This is a genomic window from Mesorhizobium sp. WSM4808 (assembly GCF_055811675.1).
Window position 1 is genome coordinate 237,957 of sequence record NZ_JBVVQX010000008.1, and the last position, 18,134, is coordinate 256,090.

The 18,134-nt window shown below is 63.6% G+C and carries 21 protein-coding genes; 3 read left to right on the plus strand and 18 right to left on the minus strand.

Annotated elements, in window-relative coordinates; all coding sequences use genetic code 11:
• Positions 1 to 76: 76 nt before the first annotated feature.
• The 4 genes from AC0L2U_RS16925 to nanR are packed head-to-tail and all read right to left on the minus strand — an operon-like array spanning position 77 to position 2,980.
• Positions 77 to 1,129: an NAD(P)-dependent oxidoreductase gene (locus AC0L2U_RS16925; protein WP_473602271.1), complete on the minus strand. Its 1,053-nt coding sequence runs from the start codon at positions 1,127 to 1,129 to the stop codon at positions 77 to 79.
• Positions 1,130 to 1,142: 13 nt separating this feature from the next.
• Entirely contained in the window at positions 1,143 to 1,919 is a 777-nt protein-coding gene (locus AC0L2U_RS16930) for an HpcH/HpaI aldolase family protein (protein WP_473602272.1), read from the minus strand.
• Positions 1,920 to 1,967: 48 nt separating this feature from the next.
• Positions 1,968 to 2,261 carry a putative quinol monooxygenase gene (locus tag AC0L2U_RS16935; protein ID WP_473602273.1) on the minus strand — a complete coding sequence of 98 codons (294 nt, stop codon included), beginning with the start codon at positions 2,259 to 2,261 and terminating at the stop codon, positions 1,968 to 1,970.
• An 11-nt stretch (positions 2,262 to 2,272) separates the two neighbouring features.
• The gene (gene nanR / locus AC0L2U_RS16940; protein ID WP_473602275.1) at positions 2,273 to 2,980 is read right to left on the minus strand and encodes a transcriptional regulator NanR; all 708 of its coding nucleotides are present in this window, start codon (positions 2,978 to 2,980) and stop codon (positions 2,273 to 2,275) included.
• Positions 2,981 to 3,203: 223 nt separating this feature from the next.
• Here nanR and AC0L2U_RS16945 point away from each other — a divergent pair, with 223 nt between their 5' ends.
• Complete coding sequence (locus AC0L2U_RS16945; RefSeq protein WP_473602277.1) at positions 3,204 to 3,545, plus strand: 3-keto-5-aminohexanoate cleavage protein; 342 nt, start codon at positions 3,204 to 3,206, stop codon at positions 3,543 to 3,545.
• Entirely contained in the window at positions 3,542 to 3,700 is a 159-nt protein-coding gene (locus tag AC0L2U_RS16950; RefSeq protein WP_292336083.1) for a hypothetical protein, read from the plus strand. Before AC0L2U_RS16945 ends, AC0L2U_RS16950 begins: the two co-directional genes overlap by 4 nt.
• A gap of 173 nt (positions 3,701 to 3,873) precedes the next feature.
• On the opposite strand, the gene dhaL (AC0L2U_RS16955) is transcribed toward AC0L2U_RS16950, so the two are convergent.
• The 4 genes from dhaL (AC0L2U_RS16955) to AC0L2U_RS16970 form a co-directional block, all read right to left on the minus strand.
• Complete coding sequence (gene dhaL / locus AC0L2U_RS16955) at positions 3,874 to 4,527, minus strand: dihydroxyacetone kinase subunit DhaL (protein ID WP_473602278.1); 654 nt, start codon at positions 4,525 to 4,527, stop codon at positions 3,874 to 3,876.
• Positions 4,528 to 4,588: 61 nt separating this feature from the next.
• Entirely contained in the window at positions 4,589 to 6,685 is a 2,097-nt protein-coding gene (locus AC0L2U_RS16960) for a bifunctional sugar-binding transcriptional regulator/dihydroxyacetone kinase subunit DhaK (protein ID WP_473602279.1), read from the minus strand.
• A gap of 179 nt (positions 6,686 to 6,864) precedes the next feature.
• Complete coding sequence (dhaL, locus tag AC0L2U_RS16965) at positions 6,865 to 7,527, minus strand: dihydroxyacetone kinase subunit DhaL (RefSeq protein WP_292336085.1); 663 nt, start codon at positions 7,525 to 7,527, stop codon at positions 6,865 to 6,867.
• Between the two features lie 11 nt (positions 7,528 to 7,538).
• The gene (locus AC0L2U_RS16970) at positions 7,539 to 8,519 is read right to left on the minus strand and encodes a dihydroxyacetone kinase subunit DhaK (protein WP_473602312.1); all 981 of its coding nucleotides are present in this window, start codon (positions 8,517 to 8,519) and stop codon (positions 7,539 to 7,541) included.
• 62 nt (positions 8,520 to 8,581) lie between these two features.
• On the opposite strand from AC0L2U_RS16970, the gene AC0L2U_RS16975 reads away from it, so the two are divergent.
• A complete protein-coding gene (locus tag AC0L2U_RS16975; protein WP_473602281.1) occupies positions 8,582 to 9,163 on the plus strand; it encodes a LysR family substrate-binding domain-containing protein in 582 nt (193 codons plus the stop codon).
• Positions 9,164 to 9,252: 89 nt separating this feature from the next.
• Here the strand turns inward: AC0L2U_RS16975 and AC0L2U_RS16980 are convergent, their stop codons facing one another.
• Genes AC0L2U_RS16980 through AC0L2U_RS17025 form a run of 10 tightly spaced genes read right to left on the minus strand, consistent with a single transcriptional unit; the run spans position 9,253 to position 18,123 of the window.
• Positions 9,253 to 9,477 carry a DUF2274 domain-containing protein gene (locus AC0L2U_RS16980; protein ID WP_128287977.1) on the minus strand — a complete coding sequence of 75 codons (225 nt, stop codon included), beginning with the start codon at positions 9,475 to 9,477 and terminating at the stop codon, positions 9,253 to 9,255.
• 1 nt (position 9,478) lies between these two features.
• Complete coding sequence (locus AC0L2U_RS16985) at positions 9,479 to 10,723, minus strand: TraB/TrbI/VirB10 family type IV secretion system protein (RefSeq protein WP_128287978.1); 1,245 nt, start codon at positions 10,721 to 10,723, stop codon at positions 9,479 to 9,481.
• Positions 10,720 to 11,859, minus strand: coding sequence for a P-type conjugative transfer protein TrbG (trbG, locus tag AC0L2U_RS16990; protein WP_245486549.1), 1,140 nt, complete (start codon positions 11,857 to 11,859; stop codon positions 10,720 to 10,722). Before trbG ends, AC0L2U_RS16985 begins: the two co-directional genes overlap by 4 nt.
• Entirely contained in the window at positions 11,856 to 12,539 is a 684-nt protein-coding gene (gene trbF, locus AC0L2U_RS16995; protein WP_128287979.1) for a conjugal transfer protein TrbF, read from the minus strand. The genes trbG and trbF overlap by 4 nt, the downstream gene beginning before the upstream one ends.
• Positions 12,540 to 12,541: 2 nt before the next feature.
• Positions 12,542 to 13,903: a P-type conjugative transfer protein TrbL gene (gene trbL, locus AC0L2U_RS17000; protein ID WP_473602282.1), complete on the minus strand. Its 1,362-nt coding sequence runs from the start codon at positions 13,901 to 13,903 to the stop codon at positions 12,542 to 12,544.
• 1 nt (position 13,904) lies between these two features.
• Positions 13,905 to 14,300 carry a putative entry exclusion protein TrbK-alt gene (trbK-alt, locus tag AC0L2U_RS17005; RefSeq protein ID WP_128287981.1) on the minus strand — a complete coding sequence of 132 codons (396 nt, stop codon included), beginning with the start codon at positions 14,298 to 14,300 and terminating at the stop codon, positions 13,905 to 13,907.
• Between the two features lie 10 nt (positions 14,301 to 14,310).
• Complete coding sequence (trbJ, locus tag AC0L2U_RS17010; RefSeq protein WP_473602284.1) at positions 14,311 to 15,069, minus strand: P-type conjugative transfer protein TrbJ; 759 nt, start codon at positions 15,067 to 15,069, stop codon at positions 14,311 to 14,313.
• On the minus strand, positions 15,066 to 17,519 hold the full coding sequence (gene trbE, locus AC0L2U_RS17015) for a conjugal transfer protein TrbE (RefSeq protein ID WP_128287983.1): 2,454 nt from the start codon (positions 17,517 to 17,519) through the stop codon (positions 15,066 to 15,068). The genes trbJ and trbE overlap by 4 nt, the downstream gene beginning before the upstream one ends.
• Before the next feature lie 14 nt (positions 17,520 to 17,533).
• Positions 17,534 to 17,800, minus strand: coding sequence for a VirB3 family type IV secretion system protein (locus AC0L2U_RS17020; RefSeq protein ID WP_128287984.1), 267 nt, complete (start codon positions 17,798 to 17,800; stop codon positions 17,534 to 17,536).
• A gap of 29 nt (positions 17,801 to 17,829) precedes the next feature.
• Positions 17,830 to 18,123, minus strand: coding sequence for a TrbC/VirB2 family type IV secretion system protein (locus tag AC0L2U_RS17025; protein ID WP_245486551.1), 294 nt, complete (start codon positions 18,121 to 18,123; stop codon positions 17,830 to 17,832).
• Positions 18,124 to 18,134: the final 11 nt, after the last annotated feature.

The window sequence follows — 18,134 nt, forward strand, 5'->3', positions numbered from 1 at the left end:
GCGCGGCGGTCGAGCATTCCTCCCGTAAAGTCGCCGCAAGGGGGCCGCGGCGGCGCACCAAAAAATCAGCGTCCTCCTAGGTTCCGAAGCGGGCCGCGAGCCCCGACAGCCTGGTCTTCCACAGCTCGCTCGAAAGCACCTCGCGATTGACCACGCCGCGCGGCTCGCGACCGTGCTGCACCTCGATCACCGCCTTGACGTCGGCGGCACCGTTGCCGGCAAAGCACTGGTCGGTCCAGCAAAGCGCGTGCGGCGCCAGGATGACATTGTCGAGTTTGAGGATCGCATCGTCTGCATCGGGAGGCTCCTGCTCGAGCACGTCGAGACCGGCCCCCGCGATGCGGCGCGCCTGCAGCGCTTGTGTCAGCGCTTTCTGGTCGACGATCGGGCCGCGCGCGGTGTTGATCAGGTAAGCTGTCGGCTTCATCAGGGCGATCCGCTCAGCATTGACGATGTGGTGGGTCTGCGGCGACAGCGGGCAACTCACCGACAGCACGTCGGCGCGGCGAAACAGGTCCTCCAGCCCGACCAGTTCGACGCCCAGGTCGGCAGCAACCCTCTTGTCAGCGAACGGGTCATGGGCAATGAATTGCATGTCAAAGGGCCTCGCCAAGCGGAAGACCTCGGCGCCGATGTTGCCGATGCCCAGCGACCCAAGCGTACGCCCGACGAGCCCGACGCCCATATGTTCCGAGCGCTCCTGGAAGCCATGAGGTCCCTTGCGGGTGAGCGCGTCCTTTGTCAGCAGTTTGCCGGTCAGTGCCAGCATGAAGGTGATGACGGATACGGCGACGGGCCGTCGCACGCCATCGGGCGTGATGACCAAGGCAATGCCGGCGGCGGTGCAGGCCTCAACATCGACAGTGTCGTAGCCGACCCCGAAGCGGGCAACGACGGCCAGGCGGCCGCTCCTGGGCACACTCGTGGAATCGAAGCGATGGGCGAGAAGGATCAGCGCATCGAAATCCTCAAGTTGGTCGGCGCGAAGCGGACTGTTCGATTCCAGGAACACCATCTCGACGCCCACCGCATTGCGCAGCGGCTCCAGATCGAAATCTGGATAGGTCGGCGAGCCGTCCGGCTTACGGAAATCACCCGAAAGCGCCACCCTGAATTTCACGCTGTCCATCGTCTCCTCCGCTCTATTGGCACCCGGCCCGGATTTTGGAAACCGCGTCAGCCATCGCGTCGTGCAAGACCCAAACGTCGCCCGAATAACAAATGAAATCGAAGCCTTGTGCGTAGAAGTCGTGTCCCTGCGCGACGTTGGGCACCAGGCGTCCAAGCGATTTGTTGTGCTTCTTGGCGGCTGCAACGATTTTGGCCATTGCAGCGGTGAAAGTGGGGTGGGCGAAGTCGCCCGGAATGCCGAGCGAGACGGACAGATCGAAATGTCCGACCCACAGACAATCGACCCCGTCCAGTCCCGCGATGCCGTCGATGTTCTTGACGCCGTCGGCGGTCTCGATCAGGCAGATGAACGTCGAGCGCTTGTTGGCGGCCTCGAATTTGTCAGCGACCGAACCCGGACGGTAGCGGTCGTGAGCGATCTGCAGCGCCACGCCGCGGGCGCCGGCAGGATGGTATTTCATGGATTTGATGATGTGTTGCGCCTCTTCGACCGAACTCACCATCGGTGCGATCAGCCCTTCAGCGCCCATGTCCATCGCGCGGGCAAGGAAATGGTAGTCCTGCGACGGCACGCGCACCATAACCGGCAGATCGGCTGCCTCGAAATAGCGGATCGCGCTCTTCAGCGTTTCCAAGCTGAATCCCGAATGCTCCATGTCGAAAAAGACGAAATCGCAACCAGCGGACTTCAGGATGTGACCAATTCCCGGCGTGGCGAATTCGGCGACAAGCGTACCGAGCTTGACCCGCCTGTGAGAGGCTAACGCCTTGAGACTTGGCTCTAACATGCACTACCCTCCCGTTCGCCCCAAAGGGCCGATCTGCCTATGTTGCCTTCAATGCGTGGCCTCAAGAACGAGATCGCAGGTCGTCACCAGCTTGGTGACGACGAGCGGCGCGCTCTGCGTGTTGAATTCGTCGAAATGAGCGGTGCGGCAGTGGTGCTCGAATGCCGCTTCGCTGTCGTAAATCTCGTAGAGCAGGACCCGGTCAGGCTCGTCGCGCGCCTGCGTCACATCAAAGCGACGGCAACCGGTTTCGCTGCGAATCGACGCGGTCGCATTGGCGTCGACAAGCTCGCGGAATCTGCCCCGGGCACCCGGCTTGAGGCGGAAATCGACCCAGACCACGAAGCCCCTCATCACTTGGCACCTGCAATTTCCAGATAGCGCCTGGACACATATTCCAGATGCCTGCGCATAGCCGCTTCGGAGGCGTCTGGATCGCGCGCTGCGACGGCGTCAAAGATTTCGCGATGAGCCTCATAGGCCTTGCGGTCTTCACCTTTGGCCAAAGTCGTGCGCCGCTGTTCGAGCAGCCATTCGGCCAACGCCGCGTGGATAGCTGTGAAGATTCGATTGCGGGTGATCACCGCCAGCACGTAGTGGAAGTCGACGTCGGTGCGCTCGAAGCGCGTCAGGTCCCCGATCGACTGCCGGTTGATTTCGAGCGCCTCCTCGAGGCTTTCGATATCCTCTGGCGTGGCATTGATGGCGGCGTTGCGGGCAAGCCCGACTTCGAAAAACAAACGCGCGCACTGGAAGTCATGAATCCCGCCCGGCGCCGAAATCATGTGCCGCGCCGGCCCCGAGAGGGCGTCGATCACGAATTGGGGAGTTGGCCGAGTGACGCGGGCGCGCTCGCCGGATTTCACCTCGACAAGGCCCATCTTGCTCAGATGCAGCAGGGCCTCGCGGATTGAAGGGCGCCCGACCCCGAACTGCCGCATCAGTTCCCGTTCGGATGGGAGCCGGTCGGCTTCGGCCAGCTCTCCCTTTCGGATCAGCCTCTCTAGATGCGCGGCAACCTCGTCCGAGAGCTTCCGCTGTTTGATCAGAACTCCGATCATGTGGCATACCTGTTATACCAGTCAGATACGCTATGGCCCCAGAGCGCCTCTGTCAACGAGGCTTCTGCGCGGAGAACGGCACGCGTTTCGAAATCGAGTGCTACCACATCGGCAATTTCTACACTCGCCATCCGTCGAGCGGGCCTGGTCAACGCACCGTTCTTCGTACAGAGCGTGTTCGGCACACAGTGGCATCGGCACTCATCCCGAGGACGTGGCGCATATGAAGCGCACCGCCGACCCGCCGGTTCGAACAGGATCGCCATTGGTCGGTGCTGGGCGCCGGTCGCAGCCGCTGCGATCGCCACCCCAGGCGATCGCACCGGGCGGCAATGTACGCGTTGGACTGGAGGACTGGCTGTGGATCGGCAAGGGCCAATTGGCGAAATCCACCGCCGAGTGGCTGATCGTGAGGCTGAAGGGCAGCGACAAGACCGCATCAGGTTTTGAGAAAGCCTATGGCACGGTCCGAATTATTCATGGCGTGTCGGTCGACATTGGGTCAGGTGAATTCGTCATCCTGGTCGGCCCGCCCGGCTGCGGCGAGTCGACTTTGTTCAGATGATTGCCGGACTTGAAGACATCAGCGCCGGCGAGATCGCGCTCGAAGGCAGGGGCATTAACGACGCTGCGGCGAAGTCGCGCGATCTCGCCATGCTGTTCCAGAACTATGTCGCTCTGCCCGCACATGACGCCCGAGAACGTGGGCCTTCGCGCTGACGTTGAAGAACACCGACAAAAGCGAGATCGGCGAAGTGGTGCTTGGCCACATTCGAGTGGCTTTAACACGATGCTCATCTAGGTGGCGGCGCTCTTCGTCGCACTGATGCTTCGCTCAGGGACATCCAAATTCCGAAGTGGGCGGCGCCCGAGCTTCCCTCTGCCAGCCCTCGCTACTTCGCACCGTCTCCACCAAAGGTGTCTTTCATCGCGCGCAGGATGATGACGGCCGAGGCCGCTCCCGGGTCCATGTGCCCCAGGGATCGCTCCCCAAGCCGGGCCGCCCTTCCGCGGGCGGCGACCATGGATCGTGTCGAATTTGCACCGGCTTCCGCAGCCTGCAGGATGCTGTTCCACATCTCCCGGCTTCCGGCAGCGCGGGCACATGCATTGACGGCTGCTTCCGTTGCGGGAATCCAGGCATCCAGCATGGTCTTGTCGCCGCGCTGCCCTTTGCCGCGCTCCTTGATGCCGGTCGTGATGGCTTCGATGATGGCGGCCTGGCCGGCGGCTGAAAGCCGTTCATCCTGTTTCAGGGCTTGTGCCGCTCTTCGAAACGCCGTCGCATAAAGCGGCCCCGTGGAGGCGCCGACGGCATCGAGAAAGGCCGATGCGGCAGCGGAGAAGATTTCCGACGCAAGCATGTGGTCGAGGTCGAGCTTGGCCAGCTCCGCGTTGACCGCCAGGAAGCCGAGTGACATGGTGATGCCATGGTCTGCGTCGCCGATGGCGCCATCCAGATCCGAGAGGTGATCCTTCCCCGCCTCGATCGCAATGGAGATGCGATAGAACATCCTGCTCAGGCGTCGCGCCGCATTGTCCGCCATCGTGTTCCTCCCAGTTCAAGCAGGATGCGGCCCATCGTATCGGCGCATGCTTCTAAGAAACTCAGCCGACCCGCAGGACAGCCGTATCGCAAGGGTGATGCAACATTTCCGTCAACTCGTTGTCGAGGTGCAAGATCGTTATCGACGCACCGACCATGTCGAGCGACGTGCAATAATGCCCGACCCAGTTCGCCTCTATGGTGATGTCCTTGGCGCTCAATCGCTGCGCGACACGCCTGAATAGGATATAAAGTTCCATCAGCGGCGTGGCACCGAATGAATTGATCAGCACGGCGACACGGTCGCCCGCTGCCGGCCTCATTTCCGAAAAGATGCGGTCCATGATCCGGTCCGTGATCGCGTCGGCGCTCATCATCCTATCGCGGATGACACCAGGCTCGCCGTGGATGCCCATGCCGATCTCGATGTCGTCGGGACCGATCTCGAAATTGTGGCGACGGGTCTGCGGCATGGAGCAAGGCTCCAGCGCGACGCCCATGGTGAATGTTCGTGCATTGGCCTTGCGCGTCACGGCCTCGCATTTATCGAGCGACAAGCCACGGTCGCAGGCGGCACCGGCGATCTTGAAGATGAAGAAGTTGCCGGCAACGCCACGGCGGCCCTCCCTGTCCTCGATCGGGGACGAGGCGATGTCGTCTGTCGTCACCACCGTGCGAACCTCGATGTTTTTTTCCGCCGCTATCTCGGCCGCCATTTCGAAATTCATCACGTCGCCGGCATAGTTGCCGTAGACGAAGAGCACGCCTTGCCCGCCCGACGCGGCACTGGCGCACTGGAAGATCGTGCCGGGAGGCGGTGACGAAAAGATGTTGCCGACGGCCACGGCATCGGCGAGCCCCTTTCCGACATAGCCGAGAAAGCAGGGCTCATGCCCCGTGCCGCCGCCGATCACCAGCCCCACCTTCCCAGGCCTCGGCCCCGCACGGGCAACGAGAGCACGATGCGAACCCTTTATCGGCTCGATGTAAGCGGCGTGGGCCTTCACCACGCCGTCAAGCATTTCCTCAACGACATCGTCGGGATCGTTGAGGAACTTCTTGACATGGGTGCGGAAGTTGCTGGGCAAAGCCACGGCGTTGTCGAGCCTTGGACGTTGCGAGAGCTTCTGGTCGAGCTCCGTCACGCCGTCGGCATTCAGAATGCCGCGGCCCGTGGCAGCGTCGGTGATGAGCACGTTGACGTAGCCGCCGCGCAGCGCGGCAAGGATCGCCGGCACCTTGTCGAAACCGCCGGCGACCGCGATGCGCAAACCAATGGCCTTCAGCCTGTCGAGCGATATACCGATCGTGCGGTCGTCGAGCGGGCCGGCCACCGGATTGCCCTGTCCGTCGATGAAGCGGCCGGCAACGACCCCCACGGCATCCTTGGCGAGGTACTGTTGAAGTGAAACCGATTCAAAGAAGCCGCTGGTGTGGATCGTCGAATTGGGGCGCAGGGAAGAGATGCCGAAAAGCGCCTTGTTGGCTTTGGCAAGCGCCTCGAACTGGCTTTCGATCAGCGTCTCGCGCAACAGCATGTCGCGGACCTCGGACGTCGAAACAACTGCTGGTGCGGTGATGTTGATCAGCTTCCCGCCCACGGCGCCGGCGATGGCGGCCGCGCAGAGTTCCGGCGTGTAGGCAAAACTCGCACGCGTGCCCCCCGTTGCCTGGACGATGGTGACGTCCTGGAGGCCGGGCACAGAGGCCTGCTCCCCGATTGTCAATACGGTCCTCCCCCAGGCAACGGCAAGCGTGTCCCCGGATTTCAAAAGCTTGGCAAGGGCCTGCGCCGCGGCCCCGCCAAGCCGATCGATCAGCGGACGGGTATTGTCGTCGCTTGGCAAGACCAGACAATCGTGCAACCCGAAATGGCGCTTGAGTTCCTGGGCGATGGAGAGCGAGCTCAGCCGTGACGGCTCGAGGGAAATGTTGACGATACCGCGGGCGCGGGCATCGGCCAGATAACTGTTCACCGTCGCCCGCGAAATGCCCATGATCTCGGCGATATCGCCCTGCGTCATGCGATCTTCGTAGTAGAGCCAACAGGCCCAGACATAGGGATCGTCACCGTAGCGCAGCGGGATGGGCTCGGTGCCTGCCTCGGCTCCCGCCCGCGCCGTCCCGTTCTTGCGCGCCGATGGTGGCTTGACGGTCATGCTGCCTGGTTTCCCCGAATCCGAAATCGATCCTCAAGATGAGCGCAAACGGGCGAACTCTCAATATTGCTCCGATCGGCCATTGAAGCCTGTTCCAGCTCAATGAAATTCGGAGCTAGCTGAGCTCCCGGCTGGAAGATCAGCCGGGAGCCATTGCTCGGGAGGAGCATATCCGTAATTCAGTGGCTCGCTGTGGCAGACAGCTGCAGTTTCTGCTTGGCACCGAGCGCCAGGGCTTTCAGGATCAGCGCGCAGGATGTGGCGCCGGCATCAACGACGCCGAGCGAGCGCGCACCCAGGCGGCTGGCCCGTCCGATCCTTGCCACAAGGTCCTTTGTGCCATCGCGGCCCTTTTCGGCCGCGATAACCAGCGCATCCAGCGCTTCCGGGAAAGGCTTTCCATCGGCGTTGGCGTTGTCGAAGGCGTCTATCGCCGGGACGAGCGTGTCGAGAAGCGTCTTGTCGCCAACCTTGGCCGACCCGATGGCCTGGATGCCGTCGAGACCATTGGTGAGCATGGTGCTGAAAGTCTTCGCATCGATCGACGGTGACTTTTCGATCGTTTCGGCAAATTGCGTGAACATGACGCCATAGAGCGGACCCATGGAACCACCGATTTCGGTCATAAGCACGGTTCCCAGCGTATCGAAGGCCGTGGCCAGCGACATGTCGGTGCCCCTGATCCTCTCCGCGGCCATGCCGAAGCCCTTAGCCATGTTGACGCCGTGGTCGCCGTCACCAATCTTGCCGTCAATCTCGCTCAGATAGGCTCGGTTTTCGATGATCCGGTCGGCCAGCGAAAGAACGATATCGCCAGCGGAAGCGTTGTCAAAGTGCTGCATTCGTCCGTCTCCTAGAACCTTGCGGGACAATCGACGTCCACATCCAGCAGCCTTTTCAATTCGGGGTCGAGCGCCATGACCGTGAGTGTGGCGCCGACCATCTCCAGCGAGGTGAAATAGTTGCCGATATAGGTCTGGCGGATGCTCAGCCCGCGTCCGGTGATCTCCTGTTCGATGGTGTCGTTGAGGATGTAGAGCTCGTTGACCGGCGTTGCGCCGAGGCCGGACACGAGGACCGCGACTTCCGTTCCGGCTGCGAGATCATGATCGTCGAGGACGATCTTGACCATCTCCCGCGCGATCTCGGCCGCGGGCTGCAGCGGTTCGACCCGCACACCCGGTTCACCGTGATGACCGATGCCGACCTCCATGGTGCCCGGCTCGATCGAGAAGTTGGGGTGCCCCACGGCGGGCAGCGTACAAGGGCCAAGGCCAACACCAATCGAGCGGCAGTTGTCGATCGCCCTTTGCGCCACTGCCTGCACGTCCGCGAGATCGGCACCTTCCGCGGCCTTGGCGCCGGCGCACTTCCACATGAAGATCTCGCCGGCAACGCCTCGGCGCTTGTCGCGCTCGTCCGGTCCCGCCGAACACACATCGTCGTTGGCAACGACGGTTGCGATCTCGATGCCTTCCTTGGCGGCGAGCTTAATGGCCATCTTCACATTCATGTTGTCGCCGGCATAGTTGCCATAGAGGCAGACGACACCCTTGCCGCCATCCGCCTCCCGCGCGGCGTCGAAGAAGCTCTTTGCAGTCGGTGACGAAAACAGCTCGCCGACCGCGACCGCATCCAGCATGTTGCGTCCTGTGTAGCCGATGAAGGCGGGCTCGTGGCCGGAGCCGCCGCCGGTGATCACACCGACCTTACCGCTGACTGGCGCATGACGGGCGACGATGACACGAGGATTGACGCCAAGCCTGACGATATCGGCATGTGCCTTGACGAAGCCCTTAACCGTATCCTCGACGACCTCGTCTGGATTGTTGATAAACCGGCGGCGGTCGAGGCCACCAGGATGCCAAAACGGTCAGGATAGGATTTTGTGCCCAAATGGGTCGTGCATTCGTTGTGCGCCTCATAGATCGTTTTCGCAGCTTGCATCCGGACGTGAGCGTGGCCATCGAGGACATTCCACACGAACAGTGCCTGGCGGCAATACGCCGCCGGCGCGTCGACATCGTCTTCACGCACGGGCTTGAGAACGCCAGCTTATGCCGCAGCGAAATAGTTGCGCAGGAGCGCTTGTTCGTTCTCCTACCCGTTGGCCATCCGCTCGCCGAAAGGCCGGCAGTCACATGGGCGGATCTTGCAGATACGTGTCTGCTGATACCAGTCGGATCGCCGCAGGATCCGGTTTTGCTCGAAAAGATCGCCTCGGATGGTGGCCCCACCATTCAAATATGTCGCGCTAGCGATGCAACTGTCATCCTCAGGGTCCAACTCGGTCAAGGTGTGACTTTGGCGGGCGAAGGATTTGCCGGGACAGTCGCCATAGACGCCACGGTGTGGAAGCCCATCAGTGGACAGAGCAGCACCAGTTCGATCAAGGCAGTGTGGCTGGAATCGAATCCGAAGCGTGCGCTCCTGAGGCTGGTTGGAACTGCAAGCAACATGGTGACTGCGACGAGCTAGGCCCACCCAAGTCAATGCGAAAATAGGAAACCTCCAGTGCGATTCCCTCCATGGATGGACTGACCCCATTCGAATTCAGTCGGCCGGCCTTAACCACCCTCAGAACGCTTTGCCCTGGAGAAGCCCCGATCCGTCGCCATGAATCGCTCCAGCATCGCGACGATGAGGCGCGGCGCATCGGCGGGTCGTTGCCCCGCCTCGCGGCCGAGGATCTCGGCATAGGCTGTCAAGTCACGATGCAATGCCGCTGGGAGTTCCACCATGACCTTGACAGGTTTGTCGTCGGCGATTGGCCCCAGTTTCAGCTTGGTCATTTCAGCCTCCATAAGGTTCGAGCACGAGGTCGTGCGTGACGATGACGCGTACCGGGAATCCCGGTCGGATGGTGAGCGTCGGCGCTATGTTGAGCTGCCGCTGGACGATCTGCTGGCCTGCCTGGCTGATGCTGTCGGAAGCCCCTTGGCGCAGGGCGCGCACGATGTCGCTCTCCTGGCCTGATGAGCCTGCCTGCGCGCCGATGCTCAGAACCGTGGAAAGTGCTGCAGCCTTGAACAGCTCGCCCCAATGATAGTCGACGCCATCCTCAAGACCAGCATAGCCCTCGGCATCCGCCCCGGGCTCACGTTCCAGCACGATGGAGCGGCCGTCTGGAAAAATCAGCCTGGTCCAGACCAGCAACACGCGACGCTGGCCGAAGCCGACACCATTGTCATACTGGCCGACGAGGCGCGTCCCCTGCGGAATAAGCAGGATGTGGCCGGTGGGGCTGTCATAGACATTCTCCGTCACCTGCGCGGTAATCTGACCCGGCAGGTCGGAACGAATGCCGGTGATGAGGGCGGCTGCGATGACGGCGCCCGCCTGCAGGACGTTCTTGGAGGCCGGCGGCGCGACGCGGTCAGGCGAGACGGTACGCTTGTCCGGCGGCTGATCGAGGAAGGCGAGCTGCCGATCCTGCGCCGAGGGCGTCGCTGGCTGCGGCGCGAGGCCAAGGCTGGCGAGATCGGGTCGTGGCATGGTTTCGGTCGTGGCTCGAGCGAGCGTCGCGTCACTTGCGGGCCGCGTTTGCGTGGACGCGAACAGACGCGCGGTCCTCGCCGCTTCCAGCTCCTGTTCCCGGCGCTGCTGCTCGGGGTCCGGTCCGACGGGGCTTGTCGATGGCGTGGGGCCGCCATTCTGCGCGTTGAGGATCGGGCGGCCGAGATCACCGGGAAGCGGTGGGCCAAGCTTCGGAACGCCTGCATAGTCCTTTGGCAGGCCGGCGAGCCCATCGGGCGTCGAACGATTGTCGGTTGAATACAGCTCCTGCCCTTGGCCTTGTTGACGGTTCTGCAGCGCGTAGAGCAACGCACTGCCGACAGCGAGGCTTGCGGCGAGCCCCAAGCCGGTTAGCGCCTTTCGGGAAAGACGCGTCACGCGCGGCGGCTCGGCGCGAAGCCGCATGGCCGCGATTGGCTCGCCTGTCAACGGCCGGGCGTCATCCTCGACCGGTGCCTCCGGCCAGGCGTCATTCGCCGGCCCCGGGCCTTCTTCCTTCCCGGGACCCATTTTGTCGCTCATGATGACGACCCTCCCCTGTCTGTTCGGGGGTACGTCGCTGGCGGGGTCTCACCAGGGCCACGCATCCATGAAAATCGACTGCTCCTTACCCCATCGGTGCGGGAGACGCGGACGCGCTTCTGGTTCTTGCCGGCGCCGAAGCGCAACTCGGCGGCGGCAAACAGCCGATCTACGATCATGTAGTTGCCGCGCACGCGATAGTTCACCAGCTCCGACGTGTCGCCTTCCGGGCCGACCACGAACAGCGGCGGCATCTCGCCCTGGCCGATGCCTCGCGGGAACTCGATGAACACCTGTTTGCCATCGTCGAAAGCACGCAACGGCCGCCACGGTTCGCGATCGCCCGTCACCTCGTAGCGGAAATTCACACGAGAAATATCGATGCCCGTCGAGACCGGCTGTGCCGCTTCGGCCTCTTGGCTCTGACGGCGCAAGGCAATGAGCTGGTCCTGCGGGTACTGCCAGGTAACCGATGCCATATAGGTCGACGGCGTCGATCGCAGTTCCAGGTGATAGGTGCGCCGATCGGTATTGATGACGAGATTGGTTATGAGTTCGGCGCGCGTCGGCTTGACGAGGATGTGGACTTGCCTGGTCGCGCCCGTACCGCTCTCGGTATCGCCGATGATCCAGCGCACGGTGTCACCGGCGGCGACGGGGCCGGAGCCGACGAGCTGCTCGCCGGGCTGGAGCGCGATGTCGGTGATCTGTCCCGGCGAGGCATAGACCTGATAGAGCGCGCCATCGACGAAGGGATAGACCTGCATCGAATTGATGAACCCGTTGCGGACAGGCTGCATGCGCGCGGCCGCATTGGCCAGGTTCACGCGCGCGGTCGGATCGGACGGTTCCGGCTCGGGCTTTGCGTCCTTGCCAACCGGCTTCAACTGGCCTGGAAGCGGCAGCGGCTTTGACAGCTCTACCACCTTGACGGGCGGGGGCGGATCGACGGCCTGCACGGCCGGGACGGGATCGTCATAGGAAATTTCCGGCGGCTTCTGCCTGGTGGCACAGCCTGCAAGCGCCGAAGTGCAAAGCAGCAGTGCTGGAAAGGCCATCTTGCGGAAAGCCGGCATTGCGTGGATGAGGAAAGTTGGACACCCCCAGTGGGCGGCCTTGAAGAGTGCGGGCGTCATTGTCCAAGCTCCTTCGACCAGTTGATGGCGTTGATGTAGATGCCGAGCGGGTTCTTCCTCAGTGCGTCGGCGTCGCGCGGGGGCTGCACGACAATTGTAAGGATCGCGGACCAGCGCTCCGTGGAAGCAAGCGAGCCGTCCTGATAGCGGCGTTCGACCCAGGCGATGCGGAAGCTCACTGGGGATGCGCGGATGACCGACGACACGTCGACGGCGATCTGCTGTTTGCCGACCTTGGTGAACGGGTCATTGGCGCGCGCATAGTCGTTGAGAGCCAGCGCCCCGCCCTGCGTCGCGAAGTCATAGGCGCGCAGCCAGTTCTGCCGCACGATGACCGGATCGGCGGGGATCGACCTCACCTGTTCGATGAAGTGCGCCAGGTAGAAGGCGATCTGCGGATCGTTCGGCTGATAGTCGCCGACCGCTGGGGCGACAGCCTGCGCCTGGCCCAGACGATCGACCTGCACCACCCAGGGCACGATCGAGCCGTTGGCGGATTGCCAGACGAGCGCGGCGGAGAACCCGGCGGCGAGCGCCAGGCAACCGAAGGCCATGTAACGCCAATTGCGCGCCTGCACGCGAGCCGAACCGATGCGCTCGTCCCAGACCTGTGCAGCGCGTTGGTAGGGCGTCTCGGGTTGTGGGGATCTGCCGTAGTGCGTGGACGGTCGTTTGAACATGCTTAGTCTCTTTCAGAGAGGTTGATCGAGGAGCCGCCCCCATGGCTGTCGCCACTGCGAACGGCGTGGGCGGCGGCCTGGACGCCATGGGTCATCTGTTGCGAGCGCTTCATGCGCTTCGCCCAGGCGGGCTGACTTTCGGCTGTGGAAGACGCGACGGGAGCGGAGCCGGCTTCGCCAGCGTTCGCGCCGATCGTGCCGGCGGTGGATGATCCGCCCGTCGTCCCGAAGGCCGCGCGAGCGCCGGACTGGTAGCTGTGCTTCATGCTGCCTGCCGCATTATTGGCCGCCCGCTTGAGCGGTGAGATGGCACCCTGGGCGCCGGCGCTGATGACACCGCCGAGCCCGGATGCGACGCCGGAAAAACCAGACTCTCCGGCCGCGCCGAGATTGTAGGCTGTGGATGCCCTGCCCGCGGTCGCGGCACCGCCACGAGCCGCCGCTGCAGCACCGCCGCTGACAGCCGCGCCTCCGGACACGACGGCGCCGCCGGCCGCTGCGCCCACTGCTGCCATGCCGCCCGCGGCGAGCCCGGTGCCGACCGCCGCACCCGCGCCGAGTTGCGGACCGCCGGAGACGAGACCGTTGGCAATGCCAGGTCCAAAGATGCCAAGGCCGAGCAGCGACAGCGCGGCCAGCACGATCGCCATGGCGTCGTCGATCGACGGCGTGGTCCCGCCGAATCCCGAGGTGAACTCGGAGAAGAGGGTCGAGCCGATGCCGATGACGACGGCGAGCACCAGCACCTTGATGCCGGACGAGATGACGTTGCCGAGCACCCGCTCGGCCATGAAGGCCGATTTGCCGAACAGACCAAAGGGAATCAGCACGAAACCGGCGAGCGTCGTCAGCTTGAACTCGATCAGCGTGACGAAGAGCTGGATCGCGAGGATGAAAAAGGCGAGCAGCACCAGCGCCCAGGCGAAGAACATGCAGGCGATCTGGATGAAGTTCTCGAAGAAGGACCAATAGCCCATGAGGTTCGAGATCGAGTCCAGCAACGGCCGGCCGGCGTCGAGCCCGGTCTGCGCCACCTTGCCCGGGCGCATGAGATCGTTGACGGTAAAACCCGTACCCGAGGCCTTCAGGCCAAGCCCAGCGAAGCTTTCGAAGACGACGCGGGCGAGATTGTTCCAGTTGGAGATGAGATAGGCGAAGACGCCGACAAACAAGGTCTTCTTGACGAGGCGCGCCATGATGTCGTCGTCCGCACCCCAGGACCAGAAGAGGGCCGCCAGCGTCACGTCGATGACGATCAGGGTTGTGGCGATGAAGCCGACCTCCCCGCCGAGCAGGCCGAAGCCGCTGTCGATGTAGCGCGTGAAGACTTCGAGGAAATGGTCGATGACGCCCATGCCACCCATGTCAGCGAGCCTCCGGCCGGGGCGGCGCGACCTGCATCGCGGGAACGGTCATATCCGTTCCGTCCCCTTCTTTCCGATCGGCCGACGCCGCCACATTTGGAAACAGCGTCGTCGGCGCTACCGGAGCAGGCGCGGTCGCCGCGTCACGTTGACCGAGAAACCGGCGCCGGCTGTCTGCCCACGCCTTCAAGCAACCGGGATCGCGAGGACCGGCCTCGCCGATCCCGGAGCAGCGGCGCAGTTCGGACGCCAGCGGGTCTTGTGACGCGATGGAACGATCCCGCATCGCCGGGGCATCAGGCTCAACGTCCTTGCTGCTCATCTCGATCGCGGTCACTGTCAAAGCGACTGCGATGAAGACGACTGCACTGACACGCGCGAGGATCTTGCCATCCATCGCGCCGGCCTCAGTTCTTGCCATAGAACATCTGCGCACCGCCGGGCTGGTAGCCCGAGCCCTGCGTCAGGAAGCGGCGGCGCTGCTCGCGGCCCTGGTCGGCGGCGGTGGCCTGTTCGGCCGATTGCAACGCCTGCGCCCGACCATTCGCGGCGACGACAGCGGTGAGATCGGCAAGTTGCTGCGCCTGAAGCGCGAGGAGTTGGTTGCCGGCCTGTGTTGCCTGAAGCGCTCCGGTCGCACCCTGGCTCTGCCCGACCAGCGCCGACATCTGACTGCGGTTGGTGTCGATGTTGCCGACGACGCCCGCCTGCACACGCATGGCGTCCTGAAGGCCACCAACCGTGTTGCCCCAGCGCGAGCGCGCCTCAGTGACGAGTTGCTGATCCGAAGCCGACAACGAGACGTTGCCATATTTCTGCTGGAAGGCCTGATCGATCTGCTGGACATCATAGGCAACGTTCTGCGCTTGGCCGAGCAATTGCTGCGTACGCTGCACGGACTGCTGGAGCTGTTGCAGCGAGGAGAACGGCAGACTTGCGAGATTGCGCGCCTGGTTGATGAGCATCTGGGCTTGGTTCTGAAGCGAGGTGATCTGGTTGGTGATCTGCTCGAGCGAGCGCGCCGCCGTCAGGACGTTTTGCGAATAGTTCGACGGATCGAAGACGATCAAGGCGTGTGCCGGCGTCGCCAGCATCGGCGAGAGCGCGGCGGGAGCGACAAGCAGCGCGGCAGCGAGCCGCATGCCAAGGGAACGGCGCAGTTTCATGGGGATTTCTCCTTGTTGGTGAGGACTGGGCTGGTTAGGGCGGGAATGAGTTCAGCCGCCCAGCCGACGCCACGGTGGTTGAGCCAGGCTGCGAGGAAGCCGTCGCGACCATGCTCGGCGACGATGCGGGCGATCGCGGCCTGGTCGGTCTTCGCGGATACTGCGCAGAGCGCGAGCGCTACATCGGACAGCCCAAGCTCGAACAGCCGGTTGCCGCGACGGGACTGGCAGTAGTAGTCGCGCTTCGGCATCGCCCGCGCGATGATCTCGATCTGCCGGTCGTTGAGGCCGAAGCGGCGATAGATCGCCGTGATCTGCGGCTCGATGGCGCGCTCGTTCGGCAGCAGAAGCCGGGTCTGGCAGCTCTCGATGATCGCGGGCGCGATCGCCGAGCCGTCGATATCGCTGAGCGACTGCGTGGCGAAGATGACGCTGGCGTTCTTCTTGCGCAGCGTCTTCAGCCATTCGCGGAGCTGGCCGGCAAAGCCGTCATCGTCCAGCGCAAGCCAACCTTCGTCGATGATCAGGAGGGTTGGTGAGCCATCGAGCCGGTCTTCGATGCGATGGAAGAGGTAGAACAGGACCGCGGGCGCGGCACCTGTTCCGATCAGCCCTTCGATTTCGAATGCCTGGACCGACCCCGATCCGAGATGTTCGCGCTCGGCATCGAGCAACCGGCCGTAGGGACCCCCAACGCAATAGGGGCGCAATGCCTGCTTGAGATCATGTGATTGCAGCAGCACGACCAGACCGGTGATGGTGCGCTCCTCGACGGGGGCGGATGCCAGCGAACTCAACGCCGTCCAGATATGCTCCTTGACCTCAGGTGTGATCGTCACATTCTCGCGCGTCAGGATCGCCACGATCCAGTCGGCAGCCCAGGCGCGCTCGGGGACATCATGAATGCGGGCGAACGGCTGCAGACTGACACTATCGATCGCCCTATCGGAGAGATCGCCGCCGAGATCATGCCAGTCGCCGCCCATGGCGAGTGCGGCCGTGCGGATCGAGCCGCCGAAATCGAAGGCGAATACCTGTGAGCCTGCATAGCGGCGAAACTGCAGCGCCATCAGTGCCAACAGCACCGACTTGCCGGCGCCGGTCGGGCCGACGACCAGCGTATGGCCGACGTCGCCGACGTGAAGCGAAAGCCGGAACGGGGTCGAGCCTTCGGTCTTGCCGAAGAGCAGAGGGGGCGCTGCGAAATGCTCGTCGCGTTCCGGCCCCGCCCACACCGCGGAAAGCGGGATGATGTGGGCGAGATTAAGCGTGGAGATGGGAGGTTGACGGACGTTGGCATAGACATGACCCGGCAGGCTGCCGAGCCAGGCGTCGACGGCGTTGATGGTTTCGATGATCGCTGTGAAATCGCGGCCCTGGATCACCTTTTCGACCCGCCGTAGTTTTTCGCCGGCGATGCCGGGATCGTCGTCCCACACCGTCACCGTCGCGGTGACATAGGCCATGCCGGCATAGTCGGCGCCGAGTTCCTGCAGCGCCATGTCGGCGTCGGCGGCCTTGTTTGCGGCGTCGGTGTCCACGAGCACGGACGCCTCGTTGGTCATCACTTCCTTGAGGATCGCCGCGACTGATTTGCGCTTGGCGAACCATTGACGCCGGATCTTTGTCAGCAGCCTGGTCGCATCGGTCTTGTCGAGCAGGATCGCGCGTGTCGACCAGCGATACGGAAACGCCAGCCGGTTCAGTTCGTCGAGCAGTCCCGGCGTGGTCGCGGTCGGGAAACCCGTGACCGTGAGAATGCGCAGATGCGACGCGCCCAGCCGCGGCTCGAGCCCGCCGGTCAGTGGCTGGTCAGCCAGCATGGCGTCGAGATACATCGGCGTTTCAGGAACGCGGACACGGTGACGATTGGTCGAGACGCAGCCATGCAGGTAAGTCAGCGTCTCGGCGTCATCGAGCCAGCGGCACTCCGGCATGAAGGCTTCGACAAGGCGCAGGACGCGGTCGCTGCGGTCAGTGAACCCGGTCAGCACCGCGTTGGGGTCGAGGCCCTTCTTCTCGCGGCCTTCGTAGAGCCAGCTTTCCGCGCGCGCGGTGTCTTCGGCGGGCGCAAGAAAGGTGAGTGTCAGGAAGTAGCTGGACTCGAAATGCGCGCCGGCCTCCTCGAAGCCCGCCTTTCGCTCAGCATCGACCAGCGTGGAGGCCGCATCCGGAAAGCGGCTGTCGGGATAGCTGGTCGAGGCATGGCGCTGCGCCTCGACGAAGATCGCCCAGCCGGAGCCGAGACGGCGGAAGGCATTGTTGAGGCGGCCGGCGACGGCAACCAGTTCGGCCGGCACCGCGCTGTCGAGATCGGGACCGCGAAAGCGGGCGGTCCGCTGGAAGCTGCCGTCCTTGTTGAGGACGACCCCGGCGCCGACCAAGGCCACCCAGGGCAGGAAGTCGGCGAGCCGGCTGCTACGATTGCGATATTCGGCAAGATTCATCATCGGCGCGACCTCGCTCAGACAGTGAGATGCGCAGGGATGCGCAGGTGCCGGCGAACAACGTCGGCGAAAAGCGGATCTCGCTTGGCGGCCCAGACGGCGGCAACATGGCCGATCGCCCAGATGGCGATGCCGACGAGCCACAGACGCAATCCCAGCCCCACGGCGCCGGCGAGCGTCCCGTTCATGATGGCAATGGCGCGCGGGGCGCCACCGAGCAGGATCGGCTCGGTCAGCGCCCGATGCACGAGGACCGTGAAGCCCGGCACGGCATAGTCGGGCATTGACCCGCTCTGTTCGACACCACCCGCCATCAGACCAGCGCTCCGCCGCCGAACGAGAAGAACGACAGGAAGAAGCTCGACGCAGCGAATGCGATGGACAGGCCGAACACGATCTGGATGAGCCGGCGGAAGCCACCGGACGTGTCGCCGAAGGCGAGCGTCAGGCCGGTAACGATAATGATGATCACCGCCATTATCTTGGCGACCGGCCCCTCGATCGACTGGAGTATCTGTTGCAGCGGTTGTTCCCACGGCATCGACGAGCCGGAGGCATAAGCGGGCGCGGCCATCACCAGGATGAGGGTGGAAACGGAAGCGGTCATGGCAAGACGAT

What these genes read in the sequence shown, in the direction of transcription:
- AC0L2U_RS16925 (WP_473602271.1), bottom strand. Translation starts at nt 1,129, where the DNA reads ATGGACAGCGTGAAATTCAGGGTGGCGCTTTCGGGTGATTTCCGTAAG.
- AC0L2U_RS16930 (WP_473602272.1), bottom strand. Translation starts at nt 1,919, where the DNA reads ATGTTAGAGCCAAGTCTCAAGGCGTTAGCCTCTCACAGGCGGGTCAAG.
- nanR (WP_473602275.1), bottom strand. Translation starts at nt 2,980, where the DNA reads ATGATCGGAGTTCTGATCAAACAGCGGAAGCTCTCGGACGAGGTTGCC.
- AC0L2U_RS16945 (WP_473602277.1), top strand. Translation starts at nt 3,204, where the DNA reads ATGAAGCGCACCGCCGACCCGCCGGTTCGAACAGGATCGCCATTGGTC.
- AC0L2U_RS16950 (WP_292336083.1), top strand. Translation starts at nt 3,542, where the DNA reads ATGATTGCCGGACTTGAAGACATCAGCGCCGGCGAGATCGCGCTCGAA.
- dhaL (WP_473602278.1), bottom strand. Translation starts at nt 4,527, where the DNA reads ATGGCGGACAATGCGGCGCGACGCCTGAGCAGGATGTTCTATCGCATC.
- AC0L2U_RS16960 (WP_473602279.1), bottom strand. Translation starts at nt 6,685, where the DNA reads ATGACCGTCAAGCCACCATCGGCGCGCAAGAACGGGACGGCGCGGGCG.
- dhaL (WP_292336085.1), bottom strand. Translation starts at nt 7,527, where the DNA reads ATGCAGCACTTTGACAACGCTTCCGCTGGCGATATCGTTCTTTCGCTG.
- AC0L2U_RS16975 (WP_473602281.1), top strand. Translation starts at nt 8,582, where the DNA reads ATGGGTCGTGCATTCGTTGTGCGCCTCATAGATCGTTTTCGCAGCTTG.
- AC0L2U_RS16980 (WP_128287977.1), bottom strand. Translation starts at nt 9,477, where the DNA reads ATGACCAAGCTGAAACTGGGGCCAATCGCCGACGACAAACCTGTCAAG.
- AC0L2U_RS16985 (WP_128287978.1), bottom strand. Translation starts at nt 10,723, where the DNA reads ATGAGCGACAAAATGGGTCCCGGGAAGGAAGAAGGCCCGGGGCCGGCG.
- trbG (WP_245486549.1), bottom strand. Translation starts at nt 11,859, where the DNA reads ATGACGCCCGCACTCTTCAAGGCCGCCCACTGGGGGTGTCCAACTTTC.
- trbF (WP_128287979.1), bottom strand. Translation starts at nt 12,539, where the DNA reads ATGTTCAAACGACCGTCCACGCACTACGGCAGATCCCCACAACCCGAG.
- trbL (WP_473602282.1), bottom strand. Translation starts at nt 13,903, where the DNA reads ATGGGTGGCATGGGCGTCATCGACCATTTCCTCGAAGTCTTCACGCGC.
- trbK-alt (WP_128287981.1), bottom strand. Translation starts at nt 14,300, where the DNA reads ATGGATGGCAAGATCCTCGCGCGTGTCAGTGCAGTCGTCTTCATCGCA.
- trbJ (WP_473602284.1), bottom strand. Translation starts at nt 15,069, where the DNA reads ATGAAACTGCGCCGTTCCCTTGGCATGCGGCTCGCTGCCGCGCTGCTT.
- trbE (WP_128287983.1), bottom strand. Translation starts at nt 17,519, where the DNA reads ATGATGAATCTTGCCGAATATCGCAATCGTAGCAGCCGGCTCGCCGAC.
- AC0L2U_RS17020 (WP_128287984.1), bottom strand. Translation starts at nt 17,800, where the DNA reads ATGCCCGACTATGCCGTGCCGGGCTTCACGGTCCTCGTGCATCGGGCG.
- AC0L2U_RS17025 (WP_245486551.1), bottom strand. Translation starts at nt 18,123, where the DNA reads ATGACCGCTTCCGTTTCCACCCTCATCCTGGTGATGGCCGCGCCCGCT.